The organism is Stenotrophomonas sp. YJH_SMC_138 (assembly GCF_059369855.1).
The window spans coordinates 695,596-711,885 of the sequence record NZ_JCAFTB010000001.1; the positions used below are offsets into that span (position 1 = coordinate 695,596).

Genomic DNA, 16,290 nt, shown 5'->3' on the forward strand with positions numbered 1-16,290 from the left:
CTGCGTTGCAGCTGGCCCAACAGCGCGGGCGGAGAGCCCAACGGCAGCTGACTGGTTCTTTCGGCCCCTCACTGACCGGGGCATCGTGCGCGCGGCCTGCAGTCGCCTTCACGCCAGGCCTGCGGCGCGTGCGCGGGTAACGAATTGTGTCCGCCGGACAATGTTGTTTTCGGAACAGACAAGTGATCCCAGCGTGCTCGTTCCGGCGCGCGGGCACGAGTACCGTAGCGTTGCAGAAAACGACAGAAAACCGCCCCCTTCCCCATGAGCATTCCATCCATGCGTAGTGTCGCAGCCCTCGGGCTGGCCGGCCTGCTGGCCTCTGCCCTCCCCTTTGCCGCCCAGGCGGCCGAACAATGTGGCCCGGACGCGATGCGCGATCACCCGCCGCAGGTCAATTTCCGCGTCGACAACGACCTGTTCGGCGGCCGCCACCAGGACCAGGGCTATACCAACGGTGCGCTGTTGACCCTGGTCTCGCCCAATCTGGTCGATTACACCGACGACCCGTGCCTTCCACGCATGGCGCGCTGGGTGAACCAGTACCTGGAAGGCCTGCATCCGGGCAGGTTCGAACAGCAGAACATGATCTTCAGCATCGGCCAGGGCATCTTCACCCCGACCGATTTCAGCCGCAGGGACCTGATCGAGGACGACCGCCCTTACGCGGGCGTACTGATCGCAAACTTCGGTTTCAATGCGCGCAGCGGCGACCGCCTGCAGACCACCCAGCTGACGTTGGGCGTAGTTGGCCCGTGGGCACAGGGCAAGCAGGTGCAGAATGCCGTGCACGAAGTGCTGGGCGACGAGAAATTCAAGGGCTGGGACAACCAGCTGCACAACGAGCCGCTGTTCATGCTGACCCATGAGCGCATGCGCCGCTGGCCGGGTGATGCCAGCATCAATGCCGACGGCTGGGGTTGGGACGCGATCAGCCACTACGGCGGCTCGATCGGCAACCTGGAAACCAAGGCCAACCTCGGCGGTGAAGTGCGCTTCGGCTGGAAGCTGCCGGACGACTTCGGCAGCACGCCGTTGCGCCCGGCCGGTGAGAACACGGCACCGACCCGCAGCGGCCGTCCCAATGGCTGGTCCTGGCACCTGTTCGCGACCTCGGACGCGGCCTGGGTGATCCGCGACATCACGCTGGATGGCAACACGTTCCGCAACAGTCACAGCGTGGACAAGCGCCATGTGGTGGCCTACGGCGGCTATGGCGTGGCCGTGATGTACGGACGCTGGAAGTTCGCCGCTGCGCGTTACCACAGCACGCGAGAATTCAACGGCCAGCGCCAATCGCCGGTGTTCGGCAGTTTCACCATCAGCCGCTCGCTGTAGGCGAGGGGCTGAGGGTGAAGCGGGTAGGTGCCGACCGTTGGTCGGCACACCGGTTACCGCATCGCTCGCTGCAAGTCAGGCGCTGCAGGTGGTGCCGGCCGCTGGCCGGCTGCCGGCAGTTCCGGATGAGTTGCTGGGGAGCCGGCCAGCGCCCGGCTCTACCCCCCGCGTGCGGGGGGAAGCGGCCTTCCGAAACAGAAAAGGCCGGCATTTGCCGGCCTTTTCGTTCACCACGCAAAGGCGTGGATCATTCCGATTCCCACCACATCCAGAAGCTGTCCCACAGGCGCTTGAAGAAGCCGGCCTGCTCGACGGCGGCCACGGCCACCAGCGGTGCCTCGGCGATGACCTTGCCATCCAGCGTGACCTTCACGGTGCCGATCTGCTGGCCGGCAGTGAACGGTGCTTCCAGGGTCTTGGGCACGTCGATGCTCGGCTTCAGGTCGTTGTAGCGGCCGCGCGGCACGCTCACCAGCATCGGCTGGGCCACGCCCAGCTGTACCTTGTCGGTGGTGCCCTTCCAGACCTTGTGCTCGGCCACGGCCTTGCCCGGCTCGTACAGGCGGTGGGTCTCGAAGAAGCGGAAACCCCAGTTCAGCAGGGCCAGGCTGTCATCGGCACGCTGCTTTTCCGACTGGCCGCCCAGCACCACGGCGATCAGGCGCTGGTCGCCACGCTGGGCCGAGCTCATCAGGCAGTAGCCGGCTTCGGAGGTGTGGCCGGTCTTGATGCCATCCACGCTGCCATCGCGCCACAGCAGCAGGTTGCGGTTCGGCTGCTTGATGTTGCCGACCTGGAATTCCTTGATCTTGTTGTACGCGTAGGTTTCCGGGTAATCACGCACCATCGCGCGGCCCAGCAGCGCCAGGTCGTAGGCGGTGCTGTGGTGGCCCTGTGCGGTCAGGCCGTGGGCGTTGACGAAGTGCGAGTCCTTCATGCCGATCTTGGCGGCGTAGCTGTTCATCAGCGACGCAAAGGCCTCTTCGCTGCCGGCCACATGCTCGGCCAAGGCGATCGCGGCGTCATTGCCGGACTGGATCGCCATGCCCTTTTCCATGTCTTCCAGGCGTGCGGTCTGGTTGACCGGGAAGCCGCTGTAGCTGCCGTCAGTACCGGCGCCACCTTCGCGCCAGGCGCGCTCGCTCATCATCACCTGGTCATCTGCACGGACCTTGCCGTTCTTGACCTCGGCGGCAACCACGTACGACGTCATCACCTTGGTGATGCTGGCCGGGGCCAGCTGCTCGTGGATGTTCTCGCCGGCCAGCACCTGGCCGGTGGCGTAGTCCATCAGGACCCAGGCCTTGGACACGCTCGGGGCCGGGGCCGGCGGGGTCGCGACGGTGGCCGGGGCGGCAGCGGCGGCGGCAGGCGCCGGCGTGGCCGGGGTCGGCAGCGGCGTCTGGGCGGAAGCCAGGCCCACCACCAGGGTGGCGGCCAGGGCGGTGGCGGCGGAACGGAAATTCATTGGACAGCAGGCTCCAGGGGACGGCCGGGAATGGAGGGTGGAACGTAACGGCCATTGTAAGGCCGGGGGAGCCTGGGCCGGCAGCACCGGCCCGGGCGGATCAATCCTTGACGATCTGCGGCGAACCCAGGCCCAGACCGGCGATGCGGCCGGCAAGTTCCGCGGCACTGGCATGGTCGGTGGCAGGAACGCGCAGACGGAACAGGGTGCGGCCACCGGCGGCGATGTCGCTGATGGTCGCGCCGACGATGCCGGCAGCGTTGAGCTGGCCCATCGCACGGTTGGCGTTGTCGCGACTGGAGAAGCTGGCGACCTGCACCATCACCGCGCCCACCACCTGCTGCGACAGGCTGGGTGCCGCCGGCGTGGCGGCGACGGTGCGCACGGGTGCCGGCGCGACGGCGCGCGGCGCGGCGCTGGCGACTGCAACCGGCGCCGGTGCGGTGCTGCGCAGCGGTGCACTCGGCGGCAGGCTGCTGACCGCCACGTCCGGCACGGTGCTGGCCACGCCCTGGGTGGTGGCCGGCTGGCCGCGTGCCGGCATGCCATCGGCCGGCAGGCGCTTGACCAGGCGATCGATATCGCTGTCGGCAGTGGCGCGCGCGGTCGCTGCCGGGCGTGCACTGGCCACCGCAGCTGCCGCTTCGGCGGCACGACGCTCGCGGCGGGACGGCTTCTGCGCCAGCAGGTTGCTCTCGCCCGGCTGCAGCGCGCGCACTTCCACGTTGCCGGTACCGCGCTGGGTGATGCCCAGGCGCACGGCGGCGGCATAACTGAGATCGACCACGCGACCATCGTGGAACGGGCCGCGGTCGTTGACGCGCACGATCACCGACTCGCCATTGTCGAGGTTGGTCACGCGGGCGAAGCTGGGCAGCGGCAGCGTCTTGTGCGCGGCGGTGAACTGGTACATGTCGTAGACCTCGCGGTTGGAGGTCAGGCGGCCATGGAACTTGGCGCCGTAGTACGACGCGGTACCGCGCTCGACATAGTCGTGGGTATCGTCGAGCACCTTGTACGACTTCCCCAGCACCACGTACGGCGACTTGTTGCCGATCGCCGAGCGCTCCTCGGCGGTCACTTCCGGCTCGGGAATGCAGGCCACGTTGGGAATGTAATCCGGCGTGCTGTCACGCACGCCCGGCTTGTACAGGCCACCGGCAGTGTAGTTGCCGCGGGTGCTCAGGTCTTCCTTGGCCGCCGCGTACGGTGACCCTTCCGGGCAGTGTGCCGGGCGCGAGCCACGCCCCTGCACCAGCGTGCCGCCGGACTTGCCACCATGGCCGGCCGTGGCCGGCTTCTTCGGCGCGCTGCTGCAGGCAGCCAGCGCGAGGACGATCAAGCCTGGGACCAGCCATCTGATGTTCATGCCGGGGGCAGCTCCTGTCCGGCGATGGCCTGGGACAACTGGAACACGGCCATCGCGTACATCTTCGAGAGGTTGTAGCGGGTGATCGCGTAGTAGTTCTGGAAGCCCAGCCAGTACTGCTTGCCGGTGCTGCCTTCAAGCGTGATCGGCGTGGCGGTGGCGCCCGGCTGCACCGGCGCGCCCGGCTGGTAGCCGCGCTGCGCCAGGTCGGCCATCGTCCAGGTCGGCATCCATTCGGTCGGATTGAACTCCTCGCGGCCCGGCGCCAGCGTGGCCGGCACGGCCACCTGCCCGCCACGCACCCAGCCGCCCTTCTTCACGAAGTAGTTGGCGATGGACGAGAACACGTCGTCGTAGCTGGTGAACAGGTCGCGGCGGCCATCACCGTTTCCGTCCACGGCGTAGTCGAGATAGCTGGACGGCATGAACTGGCCCATGCCCATCGCACCGGCATAACTGCCCTTGAGCGTGGTGATATCCAGTTTCTCTTCGTGGCCCAACTCGAACAGCTTGGCCAGCTCATCGCGGAAGAACAGCTCGCGGCGCACTTCGCGTTCCAGCTTGGCCGGGTCGCCGCTGCGCGGGTAATAGAACGCCAGCGTGTACAGCGCATCGAGCACGCGATGGCTGCCAGCATTCCTGCCGTAGCTGGTTTCCACACCGATGATCGCGACGATCACTTCGGCCGGCACGCCGGTGCGCTGCTGCACGCGATCCAGTTCGGCGCGGTGTTCGGCCAGGAACGCGCGGCCGCCATCGATGCGCGCCTTGCTGATGAACATCGGCCGGTACTCATTCCACGGCTTGACCCGTTCGGCCGGGCGCGACATCGCGGCGATGATCGGCTGGCGCACCTGCGCCTGGTCGAGCACGCTGCTGATCTGCTCCGGCTTCAGGCCATAGCGCTTGGCGGTATCGGCAATGAAGCGGGCCCGTGCGACCTCGAACGGCACCGGGGTGAGATCGACAGGCGCCGCGGTGGCGGCGGTGGCTTCAGGCGCGGCCTCGGCCGGGCCATGGGCCTTGGCGGCGGGCTGGCGCGGCGTACTGCTGGCCTGGGGCGAAGACGGTGGGGACTTCGGCTGGGTCGCGCAGGCGACCAGGCCGAGGGTGAGCATGCAGGCCAGAGTGCGTCGAATCATCGTCGCAGGTTAGCAGGTCATGGATGAATTAAAACCCCTAACACCATGAATCACAACGATTTGCCTGCGACCAGCGGGAAATGTGAAGGCATCGTGATCGCCCTTCCCCATTCAGATAGAGGTTGCCGGTTGCGTCCCCATCCCCGCAGACGCAACCGGCGACCGGATCCGGTCGGTACCTGCGCGGCTGCCGCTCCCCAGTGGCAGTACCCCGCGCTCCCTGTACCCGTTGGATCAGTACTGCTTCCCGCCCGACGCCCCCTCGCGCTGCAACGATTGACGGCGCGCCGTGCCGAACGGGCCGCCATTGTGCAGGCCGATTACGACAAGTCCATTGATCAAGATCAACGCGGTGTAAAAGTGTGAACCAGCTAACGTTTTTTGCGGACTTTCGTCAGCGGGCGTGCTGTCGTGCATCGGTGTGAGAACGCTTACACAACGGGCGTTGCGCAGTCAGGAAGTTTCCAGCCAACGGCGCAGCCCCTCGTGGGTGGCCGCGAAAAGCAGTTCATGGGTGGGGCCGGGTAGACGGGCTGCGCAGGGGCCGCTGCAAGTACGTCCATGTAAGCTCGGTCGCCGCATCCATGCGGCTCACGCCCCTGCGCAGCCCCTCTACCCGGCCACGGACAGGTTCCGTGCGCGTCTACCCACGGCGAAGTAAAGAGAAGATCAAAAGCAAAGGCGGCCTGGCGGGTCGCTTCATTGCCGTGTGTAGAGCCGAGCCATGCTCGGCTCACGAGCAAGCGCAGCGTCGCGATCGGCTTTTGATCTTCTTTTTCTTCTCCGTGGGTGGCAGACCTCCGAAATCTGTCAGAAGCCGGTCGGGTTGGGTACGCGGGGGTGTCAGCCGCATGGATGCGGCTGCCAAGCCTCCAGGGACGGATTCACGGCGTCCCCCGCGTACCCAACCCGACCGGCCCACCCGCGGCTTCTGCTTTCCGCAGCCACCCAGACACCACCCACGAGGGGCTGCGCCGTTGGCTGGAAACCCTATCCCCCGTGCACGGGCCGGTGCCCGCGTACCGCCATCACCAACCCGATGCCGGCCAACAGCGAAACCGCCGATGTCCCGCCGTAGCTGATCAGCGGCATCGGAATGCCCACCACCGGCAGCAGGCCGGAAATCATTCCGCCGTTCACCAGCACGTAGACGAAGAACGCCAGCCCCAGGCTGCCGGCCAGCAACCGTGCATGCGTGTCGCGCGCGTGCACGGCAATCCACAGGCAACGCCCGACCACGAACAGGTACAGCGCGAACAGCGTCGCCACGCCGATCCAGCCGAACTCTTCGGCCAGCACCGAAAACGCGAAGTCGGTGGTGTATTCGGGGAGGAAATCCAGCGTGGCCTGGGTGCCCTGCCCCCAGCCGCGTCCCTGCCATCCCCCGGAGCCGATCGCGATGCGTGACTGCAGGATGTTCCAGCCGGTGCCCAGGGGGTCGGCCGCCGGGTCGAGGAAGGTCAACACACGATCCTTCTGGTACTGACGCAGCAGACCGAACCACGCCAGCGGCGCGGCCACTGCCAGCCCCGCCGCGCCGGTCGCCACCCAGCCCCAGTGCAGGCCCGCCAGCAACAACGCGAACACGCCGCTGGCGGTGACCAGCGTGGCGGTGCCGAGGTTGGGCTGCATCAGGATCAACACCGCCGGCGCGCCGATCAGCACCGCCGCGGTCAGTACCGTGCGCGGCGACGGCGGCAGCGGTTGCCGGTGCAGGTACCAGGCCATCATCAACGGCAGGCTGAGCTTGAGCAGCTCCGACGGTTGCAGGTAGAACACGCCGAGGTTGAGCCAGCGCTGCCCATATTTGCCGGTGCCGATCACATACACCGCCATCAGCGGCAGCATCGACAGCGCGTACAACGCTGGTGTCCACGCGCGCAGGCGCAGCAGCGAAACACGTGACAGCAGCCACATCGCCAGCAGTCCACCCGCAAAGCGCGCCGCCTGCCCGGCTACCGGCCCGGACACACTGTGCAGCACCGCCAGGCCCGCGCCCATCAGGATCAGCAATGCGACCAGCAACGGCAGATCGATCGTGCGCACTGCCTCGCGGCAGCCGCCAAACAGTCGTTTCCATTCCACGCGCAGCACGCTAGCAACGGGCGCTTGCGTGAAGCTGTCAGGGTGCTTCTGATCTCCGTAGCCGGGCTGTGGGGTCAGATCCCTTTTCCCTGTGGAAAAAGGGATCTGACCCCGACGCCGTACTCAGCCGTAGCCGCCGTGCACCGGGTTGTGACTGCGCACCGCCATCACCAATCCGAAGCCGGCCAGCAGTGACACCGCCGAGGTACCGCCGTAGCTGATCAGCGGCATCGGCACGCCCACCACCGGCAGCAGGCCGGAAATCATCCCGCCGTTCACCAGCACATAGACGAAGAACGCCAGGCCGGTGGCGCCGGCCAGCAGGCGCGAATACGAATCGCGCGACTGGCTGGCGATCCACAGGCAGCGCCCGATCACCACCAGGTACAGCGCCAGCACGGTGGCCACGCCGATCCAGCCGAACTCCTCGCTCAGCACCGAGAACGCGAAGTCGGTGGTCTGTTCGGGAATGAAGTTCAGGTGCGACTGCGAGCCCTCGCCCCAGCCCTTGCCATCGAAGCCGCCGGAACCAATCGCGATCTTCGACTGGATGATGTTCCACCCGGCCCCCAGCGCATCCATCTCCGGGTCCAGGAACATCATGATGCGGTCCTTCTGGTACGGCCGCAGCAACCAGAACCAGGCCACCGGCGCGACCGCAGCCACGCCCCCCACACCCAGGCCGACCCACCACCACGGCAGGCCGGCCAACAACAGCACGAACACGCCACTGGCAGCGATCAGCACACCAGTACCGAAGTCCGGCTGCAGCATCACCAGGCCAGTGGGCACGCCGATGATGACCAGGGCCACGAGCACGGTGTTGAAGCGCGGCGGCAGCGGCATCTTGTGCAGGTACCAGGCCACCATCATCGGCAGGCTGACCTTCAGCAGCTCGGCCGGCTGCAGGTAGAAGAACTTCAGGTCCAGCCACTGCCGGCCGTACTTGCCGGTGCCCAGCACGAACACCGCCAGCAACGGGATCATCGAGATCGCGTAGATCATCGGCGTAGCCGAGCGGATGCGCAGGATCGGCACCCGCGAGATGCCCCACAGCGCGGCCATGCCCACGGCGAAGCGCGCGCCCTGGGCCATCACCAGGCTGTCGCCACCGGCGCTCTTCAGGGTAGCCAGGCCGATCACCATCAGCGTCCCCAGGGCCAGGCACAGCACCCAGTCCAGCGTGCTGAAGAAGCGGCGCAGCATGTCGCCGGCCCAGCGCAGGAACACTCTCATCGTACGGGCTCCGCGACGGTCGGGCGTGGCGTGGCGGGCAACGCGGCGGCGGCCGGCGTCGCCGGCTGCGGTGCGGGTACAGGTTCCGGCGCCGGCACGCCGACCAGCACCGGATGTTCACCCAGCTGCGCCGCGGCGAGGTCGCCAGCCTGGCGCGCGCCGGCATCTTCGTTGTCGAACGCGGTGGCGCCGATGGCGGTGGTGCCGCGCTCGCTGTCCAGTGGCTGCATGCCTTCGGGCATCTTGCCCAGCAGGTAGGCGTCGAACACCTTGCGTGCGATCGGCGCGGCCGCCGAACCACCATAGCCGCCGCCTTCCACGGCCACCGCGATCGCGATCACCGGGTTTTCCACCGGTGCGAAGCCGACGAACAGCGCGCGGTGGCGCAGGTGCATCGGCAGGCTCTTCGGATTCACTGCCGCCGTGCCCTTTCGGCTGATGACCTGCGCGGTACCGGTCTTGCCGGCCATCACGTACGGCGCACCCACTGCCACGCGCCAGCCGCTGCCGCCGGGCCGCATGGTCGCCATCATGCCCTCGCGCACGGCCTGCACGTTGGCGGGGTTGGGGCTGACCGGCTTGCTCTCGCCAGCCGGCATCGCCGACCAGTCGCTGTCGAAACCCTCGCGCTGCTGGATCACCAGGTGCGGGGTGCGCAGCTGGCCATCGGCCAGACCGCTGACGCCGCGCGCCAGCTGCAGCGGGGTGACCTTCCAGTCACCCTGGCCGATGCTGATGTTGACCGTATCACCGGGGTACCAGGCTTCCTTGCGGCTCTTCCGCTTGTAGGCCGGCGACGGCAGGATGCCGCCGATCTCGCCGGTAAGGTCGATGCCGGTCGGCTGGCCGAAGCCGTAGTACTCCATGTAATGGTCGAAGCGCTCGATGCCCAGGTCCAGCGCCAGCTTGTAGTAGTAGGTGTTGACCGATTCGGCGATGGACTTGCGCAGGTCGGTCCAGCCATGGCCGCCACGGTGGGCGTCACCCCAGCCGCGGGAAGTGCCCGGCAGATAGAACATGCCGGTGGACAGCACCTTGTCTTCCGGGCGTCGAACGCCCGAATCCAGGCCGGCCAGGCCGATCAGCGGCTTCAGCGTGGAACCGGGGGCGACGCCACCGAGCACCAGGCGGTTGAACTGCGGCCGCGACGGGTTTTCGTTCAGCGCCTTGAAGTCGGCATGCGAGATGCCGTTGACGAACAGGTTGGGGTCGTAGGACGGCAGGCTGACCATCGCCAGCACTTCGCCGGTGCGCGGGTCCATCGCCACCGCCGAGCCTTCCTGGTCGCCGAAGGCGGCCACCATGGCGCGCTGCAGGTCGGCGTCGATCGACAGCCGCAGGTCGGCGCCGGACTGCGCGGCGACGCGGCCGATGGTGCGGATCGCGCGCCCCTGCACGTTGGTCTCGACCTGCTCGTAGCCGACCTTGCCGCGCAGCTGCTGCTCGTAGTAGCGCTCCAGGCCGGACTTGCCGATGTGGGTCAGCGCGGCATTGCCTTCGCCGAGGATCTCCAGATCCTTGTCATCAACGCGGCCAACGTAGCCGATGATGTGCGCGAACAGATCGCCGTAGGGGTAGCGGCGGGTCAGGTAGGGCTCCAGCTCGACGCCGGGGAAGCGCCAGCGGTCGACCGCGAAGCGCGCCATCTCCTCGTCGCTCATGCGCAGCTTCAGCGTGACCGGCAGGAACTTGCGGCGCGCCTTGCGCGACTTGTTGAACGCTTCCAGCTCTTCCGGGCTGATGTTGATGATCTTCGCCAGCCCTTCCAGGGTGGCGTCCATGTCCTTGACCTTGTCCGGGGTCACGTCCAGGCGGAAGGCCGGCACGTTCTCGGCCAGCAGGCGGCCATTGCGGTCGTAGATCATGCCGCGCCCGGGCACCACCGGCCGCGGCTTGATGCGGTTGGCTTCCGAGCGCGTGGCATAGACGTCGTGGTCCAGCACCTGCAGCTTGAAGTACCAGCCGCCCAGGCCCAGCAGGCAGACCAGCACGCCCAGGAAGCCCAGCGCCGCGCGGCGGCGGAACTGTTCGGCTTCGGCGTGCGGGTTCTTGACCTGGCGGCGCGGGATCATGGCTCAGCGCCCGCGCTTGCCGAAGCGCACCGCGTCCAGCAGCACGAACACCAGCGGCCACAGGCCCATGCCCAGCAGCGGTGCCCACCAGTACGACCACGGCAGGGTCGGCTCATCCACCACGATGTGGACCAGCGCGCTGACGATGCGGTCGTTGAACAGCAGGCCGCCGATGGCCAGCATCTGCTGGGACATCGGGAAGAAGCGGATGCGGGCGCGGAAGCGCTGCAGGATGAAGGCCAGCATCACCAGCCGCAGCGCCTGTTCGCCCAGCACGCCGCCGTACAGCAGGTCGGCAACCACGCCGCTGGCGAAGGCGATGCCCAGGCCGACGCGTTCGGGGGCTTCGATGACCCAGTACGCCAGCACCAGCGCCAGCCAGTACGGGCGCAGCGGCTGCAGCAGCGCCGGCAACGGCAGCAGGCCCAGCAGCAGCGCCACCACCAGGCTGGCCGGCAGCACCCACGGGTTGTCGCGCAGGCGGCTCATCGCTGGGCCTCCGGCGTGGTCGGTTGCCGGCCAGCGGCCGGCACTACCGTGGACCCGGCTGGGGTGGAGCCCCCCTCTTGTTGAGGGGGGCGCGCCAACGGCGCGGGGGTAAGGGAGGATGCGGGGGCAACAGTCCTCGTTTGCGACGAGGGCTGTTGCCGGCCAGCGGCCGGCACTACCGGGGAGCTGGCCGGAGCCGGCGTCGTTGCCGCTGGCGCGGCTCCCGCAGGCACGCTGGCGCCGGTGGCCGGCCCCCCCGGGGCGGTTTCTTCCAGCTGCAGGCGCAGTTCCGGCGGAATGCGGATCGCCGCGCCCGGGCGCAGCAGCAGCACGTCGCGGCCGCGGTCGAGCTGGGCCGCCGGCTTCAGTTCGCCGACCAGGAAGGCGTGGGTGTCGTCCGGGCGCAGGCCGGTGATGGTGCCGACCGGGAAGCCGGCCGGGAAACGCCCGCCGAGGCCGGAGGTAACGATCTCATCGCCCACTTCCACGCCGGCGCTGAGCGGAATGTCGCGCAGCTCCAGCGTATCGCCGCGGCCGTAGACGATCAGGCGCACGCCGTTGCGGGCCACGGTAACGGGCACCGCGTGGTCGGGGTCGGTCAGCAGCAGCACGGTGGAAGTGCCGCCGGTGACACTGATCACCTGCCCCATCAAGCCGCCGGCATCGATCACCGCCTGGCCGACGTGCACGCCTTCGCGGGTGCCGGCGTCGAGCACCAGGCGCTGCTTCACCGGGTCCAGGTCGATGTCCAGGATCGGCGCCAGCTGCACGTCCAGGCCGCTGCGCTCGGCCACGTTCAGCAGTTCGCGCAGCTGGGCATTGTCCAGCGCGGCGGTCTGCAGGCGGGTCAGGCGCGCGTTGGCCAGCAGCAGCTGGTTGCGCAGTTCGCGATTCTCGGTCACCAGCTGGGTATGGCTGGCGGCGGAATCCTTGACCTGGTTGCCGAGCTTGCCGGGAAGGCCGGCCAGCGCCCACACCGGCTGCACCAGGCTGTTGGCCTGCTCGCGCAGGCGCGCCAGCCAGCCGGCCTGGTCATCGAGCACGATCAGGGTGATGGCCAACGCGAGATAGGCCAGCAACCGCAGGGGGCTGGCGGCATCACCGGATCGGGAGGCAACGGGAGGACCGGCGTAGGGCGGCACGGCAACGATTCAACTGGCAGAAGGCGAAAGGGAAACACGCGGGCGCCCCGCCGGTGCCGGCCCGCCATCACGGCGGGCCGCACCCCGGAAGGGCGCGGCAGGCAGGAACGGCCGGGACGGCTTATTCCGGCGCAAAGAACTCGTTGCCGTGCATGTCAACCAGCTCCAGCGCACGGCCGCCACCGCGGGCCACGCAGGTCAGCGGATCGTCGGCCACCTGCACGTGCAGGCCGGTTTCCTCGGAGATCAGGCGGTCCAGGTCGCGCAGCAGGGCGCCACCACCGGTCAGCACGATGCCGCGCTCGGCGACGTCGGCGCACAGTTCCGGCGGGGTCTGCTCCAGCGCCAGCTTGACCGCGCTGACGATGCCCGACAGCGGTTCGTGCAGGGCCTCGAGCACCTCGTTGGAGCTGATCTTGATCATCTTCGGCACGCCCTCGGCGAGGTTGCGGCCGGAGATTTCCATCTCGATCACTTCCGCCTGCGGGTAGGCGCAGCCCAGCTCGACCTTGATGCGCTCGGCGGTGGCTTCACCGATCAGCATGCCGTGGTTGCGGCGCACGTAGTTGGTGATCGACTCGTCGAAGCGGTCGCCGCCGATGCGGACCGAGGCCGAATAGACGATGCCGTTGAGCGAGATCACCGCCACTTCGGTGGTGCCGCCGCCGATGTCGATGACCATCGAGCCACGGGCCTCGGTGACCGGCATGCCGGCGCCGATCGCGGCCGCCATCGGTTCTTCGATCAGGAACACGTCACGGGCACCGGCTTCCTCGGCCGATTCCTTGATCGCGCGGCGCTCGACCTGGGTCGAGCCGGCCGGCACGCAGACCAGCACGCGCGGGCTCGGGCGCAGCACGCGCGATTTGTGCACCTTCTTGATGAAGTGCTTGAGCATCGCCTCGGTGTAGGTGAAGTCGGCGATGACGCCGTCCTTCATCGGGCGGATGGTGGTGATGTGACCCGGGGTACGGCCCAGCATCTGCTTGGCTTCGGCGCCCACGGCTGCCACCGAGCGGGTGCCACCGATGGCACGGTCCTGGCGCACGGCCACGACCGACGGCTCGTTCAGCACGATCCCCTGCCCGCGCACGTAGATGAGGGTGTTGGCCGTGCCCAGGTCGATGGACAGGTCGTTGGAGAACATGCCACGGAGTTTCTTGAACATCTGAGGAAGGAGTCCTGAGGGGTGTCGTGCCCGCCGCGGGATGGCGAAAAAATGGGCAGAAATCGAGGCCGACAAGCCTAGCAACCCGCCTGCCGCCGAGCAAGGAAAAAACTAGCTGAACCCGCGTCTTCACAGGCTTTCGGCCTGATTGGGCATCACCCGGTTCTGGCCCTGAGCGGCACCAGCGGGTAACCTTTGCGCCGTCGGGCGCCCAAGGGCGCCGTTTGCTTGCCCGCTGAACCGGGCTGGCCCACCCCAAAATTCACCGCATAGGCTTACATCGATGTCCGCTCTGATCTGTGGTTCTCTTGCCTTCGACACCATCATGGTGTTTCCGGACCAGTTCAAGAATCACATCCTGCCGGACAAGGTGCACATCCTGAACGTGTCCTTCCTGGTGCCGCGCATGCGCCGCGAGTTCGGCGGCTGCGCCGGCAACATCGCCTACAACCTGCACCTGCTGGGCGGCCAGCCGATCCCGATGGGCACCGTGGGTTCGGACTTCGGCCCGTACCGCGAGTACTTCGAAGGCCTGGGCATCGACCTGTCGCGCGTGCGCGTGATCGATGAGCTGTTCACCCCGCAGGCGTTCATCACCACCGACCACGACAACAACCAGATCACCGCCTTCCACCCGGGCGCGATGATGCGTTCCTACGAGAACCATGTGCGCGGCGTGCCGGGCGTGACCCTGGGCCTGGTCGGCCCGGATGGCCGCGAAGGCATGATCCAGAACGCGCAGGAATTCCACGAGGACGGCATCCCGTTCATCTTCGACCCGGGCCAGGCCATGCCGCTGTTCAACGGCCCCGAGCTGCGCGCCTTCATCGACCAGGCCGACTACGTGGTGGTCAACGACTACGAGTCGAACCTGCTGCAGGAACGCACCGGCTGGGACGAAAAGGAGATCGTCAGCCGGGTCAAGGCCTACATCACCACCCGCGGCCCGAAGGGCGCGGTCATCCACACCCCGGAAAAGAGCTACGACATCCCGCCGGCGCACGAGCGCCGCGTGGTCGACCCGACCGGCTGTGGCGACGCCTTCCGCGCCGGCCTGATCTACGGCATCCAGAAGGGCTACGACTGGCTGACCATCGGCCGCATGGGCAACCTGATGGGCGCACTGAAGGTCGAGCACCCGGGCACGCAGAACCAGCGCTTCACCTTCGATGAGTTCAACGAGCAGTTCAAGCAGCAGTTCGGTTACGCGCTGGGCGCGTAAACCGAACTGCCGGCGCATCGCTCGGTGGGTGTCGACCTGGGTCGACACTGCCGGCCGGCGGCCGGCACTACCGGAACTTCCGACCGACACGTTGCCTGCTCTCTGTGGAGCCGAGCCCATGCTCGGCTTGCGCGCGCCTGCGCGATCTGACCGCAGAGCAGCCGAGCGTGGGCTCGGCTCTACACGGTCATGCGGCCTGCCAGGCCGCCAACAGCGCGCGGCAATCGGCGAAATGCCAGTCGGCACGGCCGGGCCACGGGTTTTCCGGCAGGTTGACCAGTACGGTATGGGCGCCCGCGGCGCGGCCGCACTCCAGGTCGTAGGCGTGGTCGCCGACCATCACCGCCTCCCTCGCTGCAATGCCCCAGCGCCGCAGGTGCTGCTGCAGGCCATCCGGCGAGGGCTTGGGCACCGCTTCATCACGGCCGACGATGTCGGCATCATCGAACAGTTCCCCGACCCCGATCGCGTCCAGCGTCAGCTTCGCCAGCGCATGATCGTTGCGGGTCAGGATGCCCAGCCGGCAACCGTCGGCTGCCAGCGCACGCAGCAGCGTCACCGCACCCGGCGCCGGCAGCGCCTCCTCGGCCAGCACACGTTCGTGATCCAGCAGCCACTCACGCTTGGCCTGCGCCGGCGCATCCGGCAACGCTGCGATATGGTCCAGGATGTCCTCCTCGGCCGCGATCTGCAGCGCACGGCGGATCGCGGCGAAATCATGCACGGCGACGGTCAGCGTGCCATCCATGTCGAAGATCCAGTGCCGGATCGCGGACAACGCGTGCACTGCGCTGCCCGTCGCGATCATCACTGCCACCACTGCGGCATGCGACTGGCGTCGACACCGCCGGTCTCGAACACGGCCGTACGCGTGCCGCCAGCCTTGACCGGGAACTCGATGCTGATCGACTTGCCCTTGCGCGCCAGCTTCCACAACGCCTTCTGGTCGGTGATGAACAGGGCGATGGCTTCATCGGTCTTCGGGCGCCAGGCCGCCATCGACACCGGCTTGCCATCGTCCACGGTCACCTTCACCGTGCACTGCGGGCAGCGGAAATCGCCGGCCTGCAGCACCAGGTAAGCGTGCCGCTTCCACTCCGGGTGATCGCGGAACACCAGCTGCACCGGCTTGGCGCCGCTGCCATCCACGTCCACCCGTTCCTTGCTGTAGATCTGCGCCGAAACCTGGTTGCCCTTGTTGCCCACCGGGATCTGGTTGTACTGCCACAGCGCCTGCATGCGGCGCAGGTCGCGCGCGGCATCGCCCTTGGCCTTGACCTCGTCGAAGCCCGCGGCGATGCGCTCGGCGGCGGCGGTGTCCTTGTACTGGTCCAACAGCGAGGCGCCATGCAGGCGCGCGCGTTCCCAGTCCTGCGCGGCCACGGCCATGTCGTACTGCTTGGCTACGTCCTCGGCCTTGGCTTCCTTCTGCGCCTGCACGGCGGCCGCGGCGGCTTCCTGCGCCTTGCGCTCTTCCTCGGGGTTGCTGCAGGCGGCCAGGGCCAGGGTGCAGGCGGTGAGCAGGATCAGTCGTTTCATGGCGGAGGTCCTATGCGAGT

At 67.8% G+C, this 16,290-nt stretch carries 14 protein-coding genes; 3 read left to right on the forward strand and 11 right to left on the reverse strand.

The genetic code is table 11. The features are described from left to right. The first annotated feature begins 279 nt into the window (after positions 1-279). Entirely contained in the window at positions 280-1,338 is a 1,059-nt protein-coding gene (locus AC5P7I_RS03005) for a lipid A deacylase LpxR family protein (RefSeq protein ID WP_080281880.1), read from the forward strand. A 247-nt stretch (positions 1,339-1,585) separates the two neighbouring features. Here AC5P7I_RS03005 and AC5P7I_RS03010 read toward each other — a convergent pair whose 3' ends face one another. The 3 genes from AC5P7I_RS03010 to mltB all read right to left on the reverse strand — a co-directional run bounded on the left by AC5P7I_RS03010 (position 1,586) and on the right by mltB (position 5,317). Further along, entirely contained in the window at positions 1,586-2,806 is a 1,221-nt protein-coding gene (locus AC5P7I_RS03010; protein ID WP_262088149.1) for a D-alanyl-D-alanine carboxypeptidase family protein, read from the reverse strand. Positions 2,807-2,906: 100 nt separating this feature from the next. Further along, complete coding sequence (locus tag AC5P7I_RS03015) at positions 2,907-4,175, reverse strand: septal ring lytic transglycosylase RlpA family protein (RefSeq protein ID WP_069117853.1); 1,269 nt, start codon at positions 4,173-4,175, stop codon at positions 2,907-2,909. Next, on the reverse strand, positions 4,172-5,317 hold the full coding sequence (mltB, locus tag AC5P7I_RS03020) for a lytic murein transglycosylase B (protein WP_032957863.1): 1,146 nt from the start codon (positions 5,315-5,317) through the stop codon (positions 4,172-4,174). Before mltB ends, AC5P7I_RS03015 begins: the two co-directional genes overlap by 4 nt. Before the next feature lie 45 nt (positions 5,318-5,362). Here mltB and AC5P7I_RS03025 point away from each other — a divergent pair, with 45 nt between their 5' ends. Then, positions 5,363-5,683 carry a DUF8588 domain-containing protein gene (locus AC5P7I_RS03025; RefSeq protein ID WP_401730966.1) on the forward strand — a complete coding sequence of 107 codons (321 nt, stop codon included), beginning with the start codon at positions 5,363-5,365 and terminating at the stop codon, positions 5,681-5,683. Positions 5,684-6,307: 624 nt separating this feature from the next. On the opposite strand, the gene rodA (AC5P7I_RS03030) is transcribed toward AC5P7I_RS03025, so the two are convergent. The 6 genes from rodA (AC5P7I_RS03030) to AC5P7I_RS03055 form a co-directional block, all read right to left on the reverse strand. Continuing rightward, positions 6,308-7,402: a rod shape-determining protein RodA gene (gene rodA / locus AC5P7I_RS03030; protein WP_049406772.1), complete on the reverse strand. Its 1,095-nt coding sequence runs from the start codon at positions 7,400-7,402 to the stop codon at positions 6,308-6,310. A gap of 123 nt (positions 7,403-7,525) precedes the next feature. Beyond that, positions 7,526-8,638 (reverse strand): rod shape-determining protein RodA, encoded by a 1,113-nt coding sequence (rodA, locus tag AC5P7I_RS03035; protein WP_014648447.1) that lies wholly within the window; start codon positions 8,636-8,638, stop codon positions 7,526-7,528. Then, entirely contained in the window at positions 8,635-10,710 is a 2,076-nt protein-coding gene (gene mrdA, locus AC5P7I_RS03040; protein ID WP_262088150.1) for a penicillin-binding protein 2, read from the reverse strand. The genes rodA (AC5P7I_RS03035) and mrdA overlap by 4 nt, the downstream gene beginning before the upstream one ends. Before the next feature lie 3 nt (positions 10,711-10,713). After that, positions 10,714-11,199, reverse strand: a complete 486-nt coding sequence (gene mreD / locus AC5P7I_RS03045; protein WP_005419400.1) for a rod shape-determining protein MreD — start codon at positions 11,197-11,199, stop codon at positions 10,714-10,716. After that, positions 11,196-12,341, reverse strand: a complete 1,146-nt coding sequence (gene mreC / locus AC5P7I_RS03050; protein ID WP_227864090.1) for a rod shape-determining protein MreC — start codon at positions 12,339-12,341, stop codon at positions 11,196-11,198. The genes mreD and mreC overlap by 4 nt, the downstream gene beginning before the upstream one ends. 121 nt (positions 12,342-12,462) lie before the next feature. Then, on the reverse strand, positions 12,463-13,509 hold the full coding sequence (locus AC5P7I_RS03055; RefSeq protein WP_005419402.1) for a rod shape-determining protein: 1,047 nt from the start codon (positions 13,507-13,509) through the stop codon (positions 12,463-12,465). 283 nt (positions 13,510-13,792) lie between these two features. Between AC5P7I_RS03055 and AC5P7I_RS03060 the strand changes: the two genes are divergently transcribed. Then, on the forward strand, positions 13,793-14,731 hold the full coding sequence (locus AC5P7I_RS03060) for a carbohydrate kinase family protein (RefSeq protein ID WP_005411078.1): 939 nt from the start codon (positions 13,793-13,795) through the stop codon (positions 14,729-14,731). Positions 14,732-14,918: 187 nt separating this feature from the next. Here AC5P7I_RS03060 and AC5P7I_RS03065 read toward each other — a convergent pair whose 3' ends face one another. Continuing rightward, complete coding sequence (locus AC5P7I_RS03065; RefSeq protein WP_049439974.1) at positions 14,919-15,539, reverse strand: HAD family hydrolase; 621 nt, start codon at positions 15,537-15,539, stop codon at positions 14,919-14,921. Next, positions 15,539-16,270 carry a hypothetical protein gene (locus AC5P7I_RS03070; protein ID WP_008265071.1) on the reverse strand — a complete coding sequence of 244 codons (732 nt, stop codon included), beginning with the start codon at positions 16,268-16,270 and terminating at the stop codon, positions 15,539-15,541. Before AC5P7I_RS03070 ends, AC5P7I_RS03065 begins: the two co-directional genes overlap by 1 nt. Positions 16,271-16,290 lie beyond the last annotated feature (20 nt).

What these genes read in the sequence shown, in the direction of transcription:
- AC5P7I_RS03005 (WP_080281880.1), top strand. Translation starts at nt 280, where the DNA reads ATGCGTAGTGTCGCAGCCCTCGGGCTGGCCGGCCTGCTGGCCTCTGCC.
- AC5P7I_RS03010 (WP_262088149.1), bottom strand. Translation starts at nt 2,806, where the DNA reads ATGAATTTCCGTTCCGCCGCCACCGCCCTGGCCGCCACCCTGGTGGTG.
- AC5P7I_RS03015 (WP_069117853.1), bottom strand. Translation starts at nt 4,175, where the DNA reads ATGAACATCAGATGGCTGGTCCCAGGCTTGATCGTCCTCGCGCTGGCT.
- mltB (WP_032957863.1), bottom strand. Translation starts at nt 5,317, where the DNA reads ATGATTCGACGCACTCTGGCCTGCATGCTCACCCTCGGCCTGGTCGCC.
- AC5P7I_RS03025 (WP_401730966.1), top strand. Translation starts at nt 5,363, where the DNA reads ATGAATCACAACGATTTGCCTGCGACCAGCGGGAAATGTGAAGGCATC.
- rodA (WP_014648447.1), bottom strand. Translation starts at nt 8,638, where the DNA reads ATGAGAGTGTTCCTGCGCTGGGCCGGCGACATGCTGCGCCGCTTCTTC.
- mrdA (WP_262088150.1), bottom strand. Translation starts at nt 10,710, where the DNA reads ATGATCCCGCGCCGCCAGGTCAAGAACCCGCACGCCGAAGCCGAACAG.
- mreD (WP_005419400.1), bottom strand. Translation starts at nt 11,199, where the DNA reads ATGAGCCGCCTGCGCGACAACCCGTGGGTGCTGCCGGCCAGCCTGGTG.
- AC5P7I_RS03055 (WP_005419402.1), bottom strand. Translation starts at nt 13,509, where the DNA reads ATGTTCAAGAAACTCCGTGGCATGTTCTCCAACGACCTGTCCATCGAC.
- AC5P7I_RS03060 (WP_005411078.1), top strand. Translation starts at nt 13,793, where the DNA reads ATGTCCGCTCTGATCTGTGGTTCTCTTGCCTTCGACACCATCATGGTG.
- AC5P7I_RS03065 (WP_049439974.1), bottom strand. Translation starts at nt 15,539, where the DNA reads ATGATCGCGACGGGCAGCGCAGTGCACGCGTTGTCCGCGATCCGGCAC.
- AC5P7I_RS03070 (WP_008265071.1), bottom strand. Translation starts at nt 16,270, where the DNA reads ATGAAACGACTGATCCTGCTCACCGCCTGCACCCTGGCCCTGGCCGCC.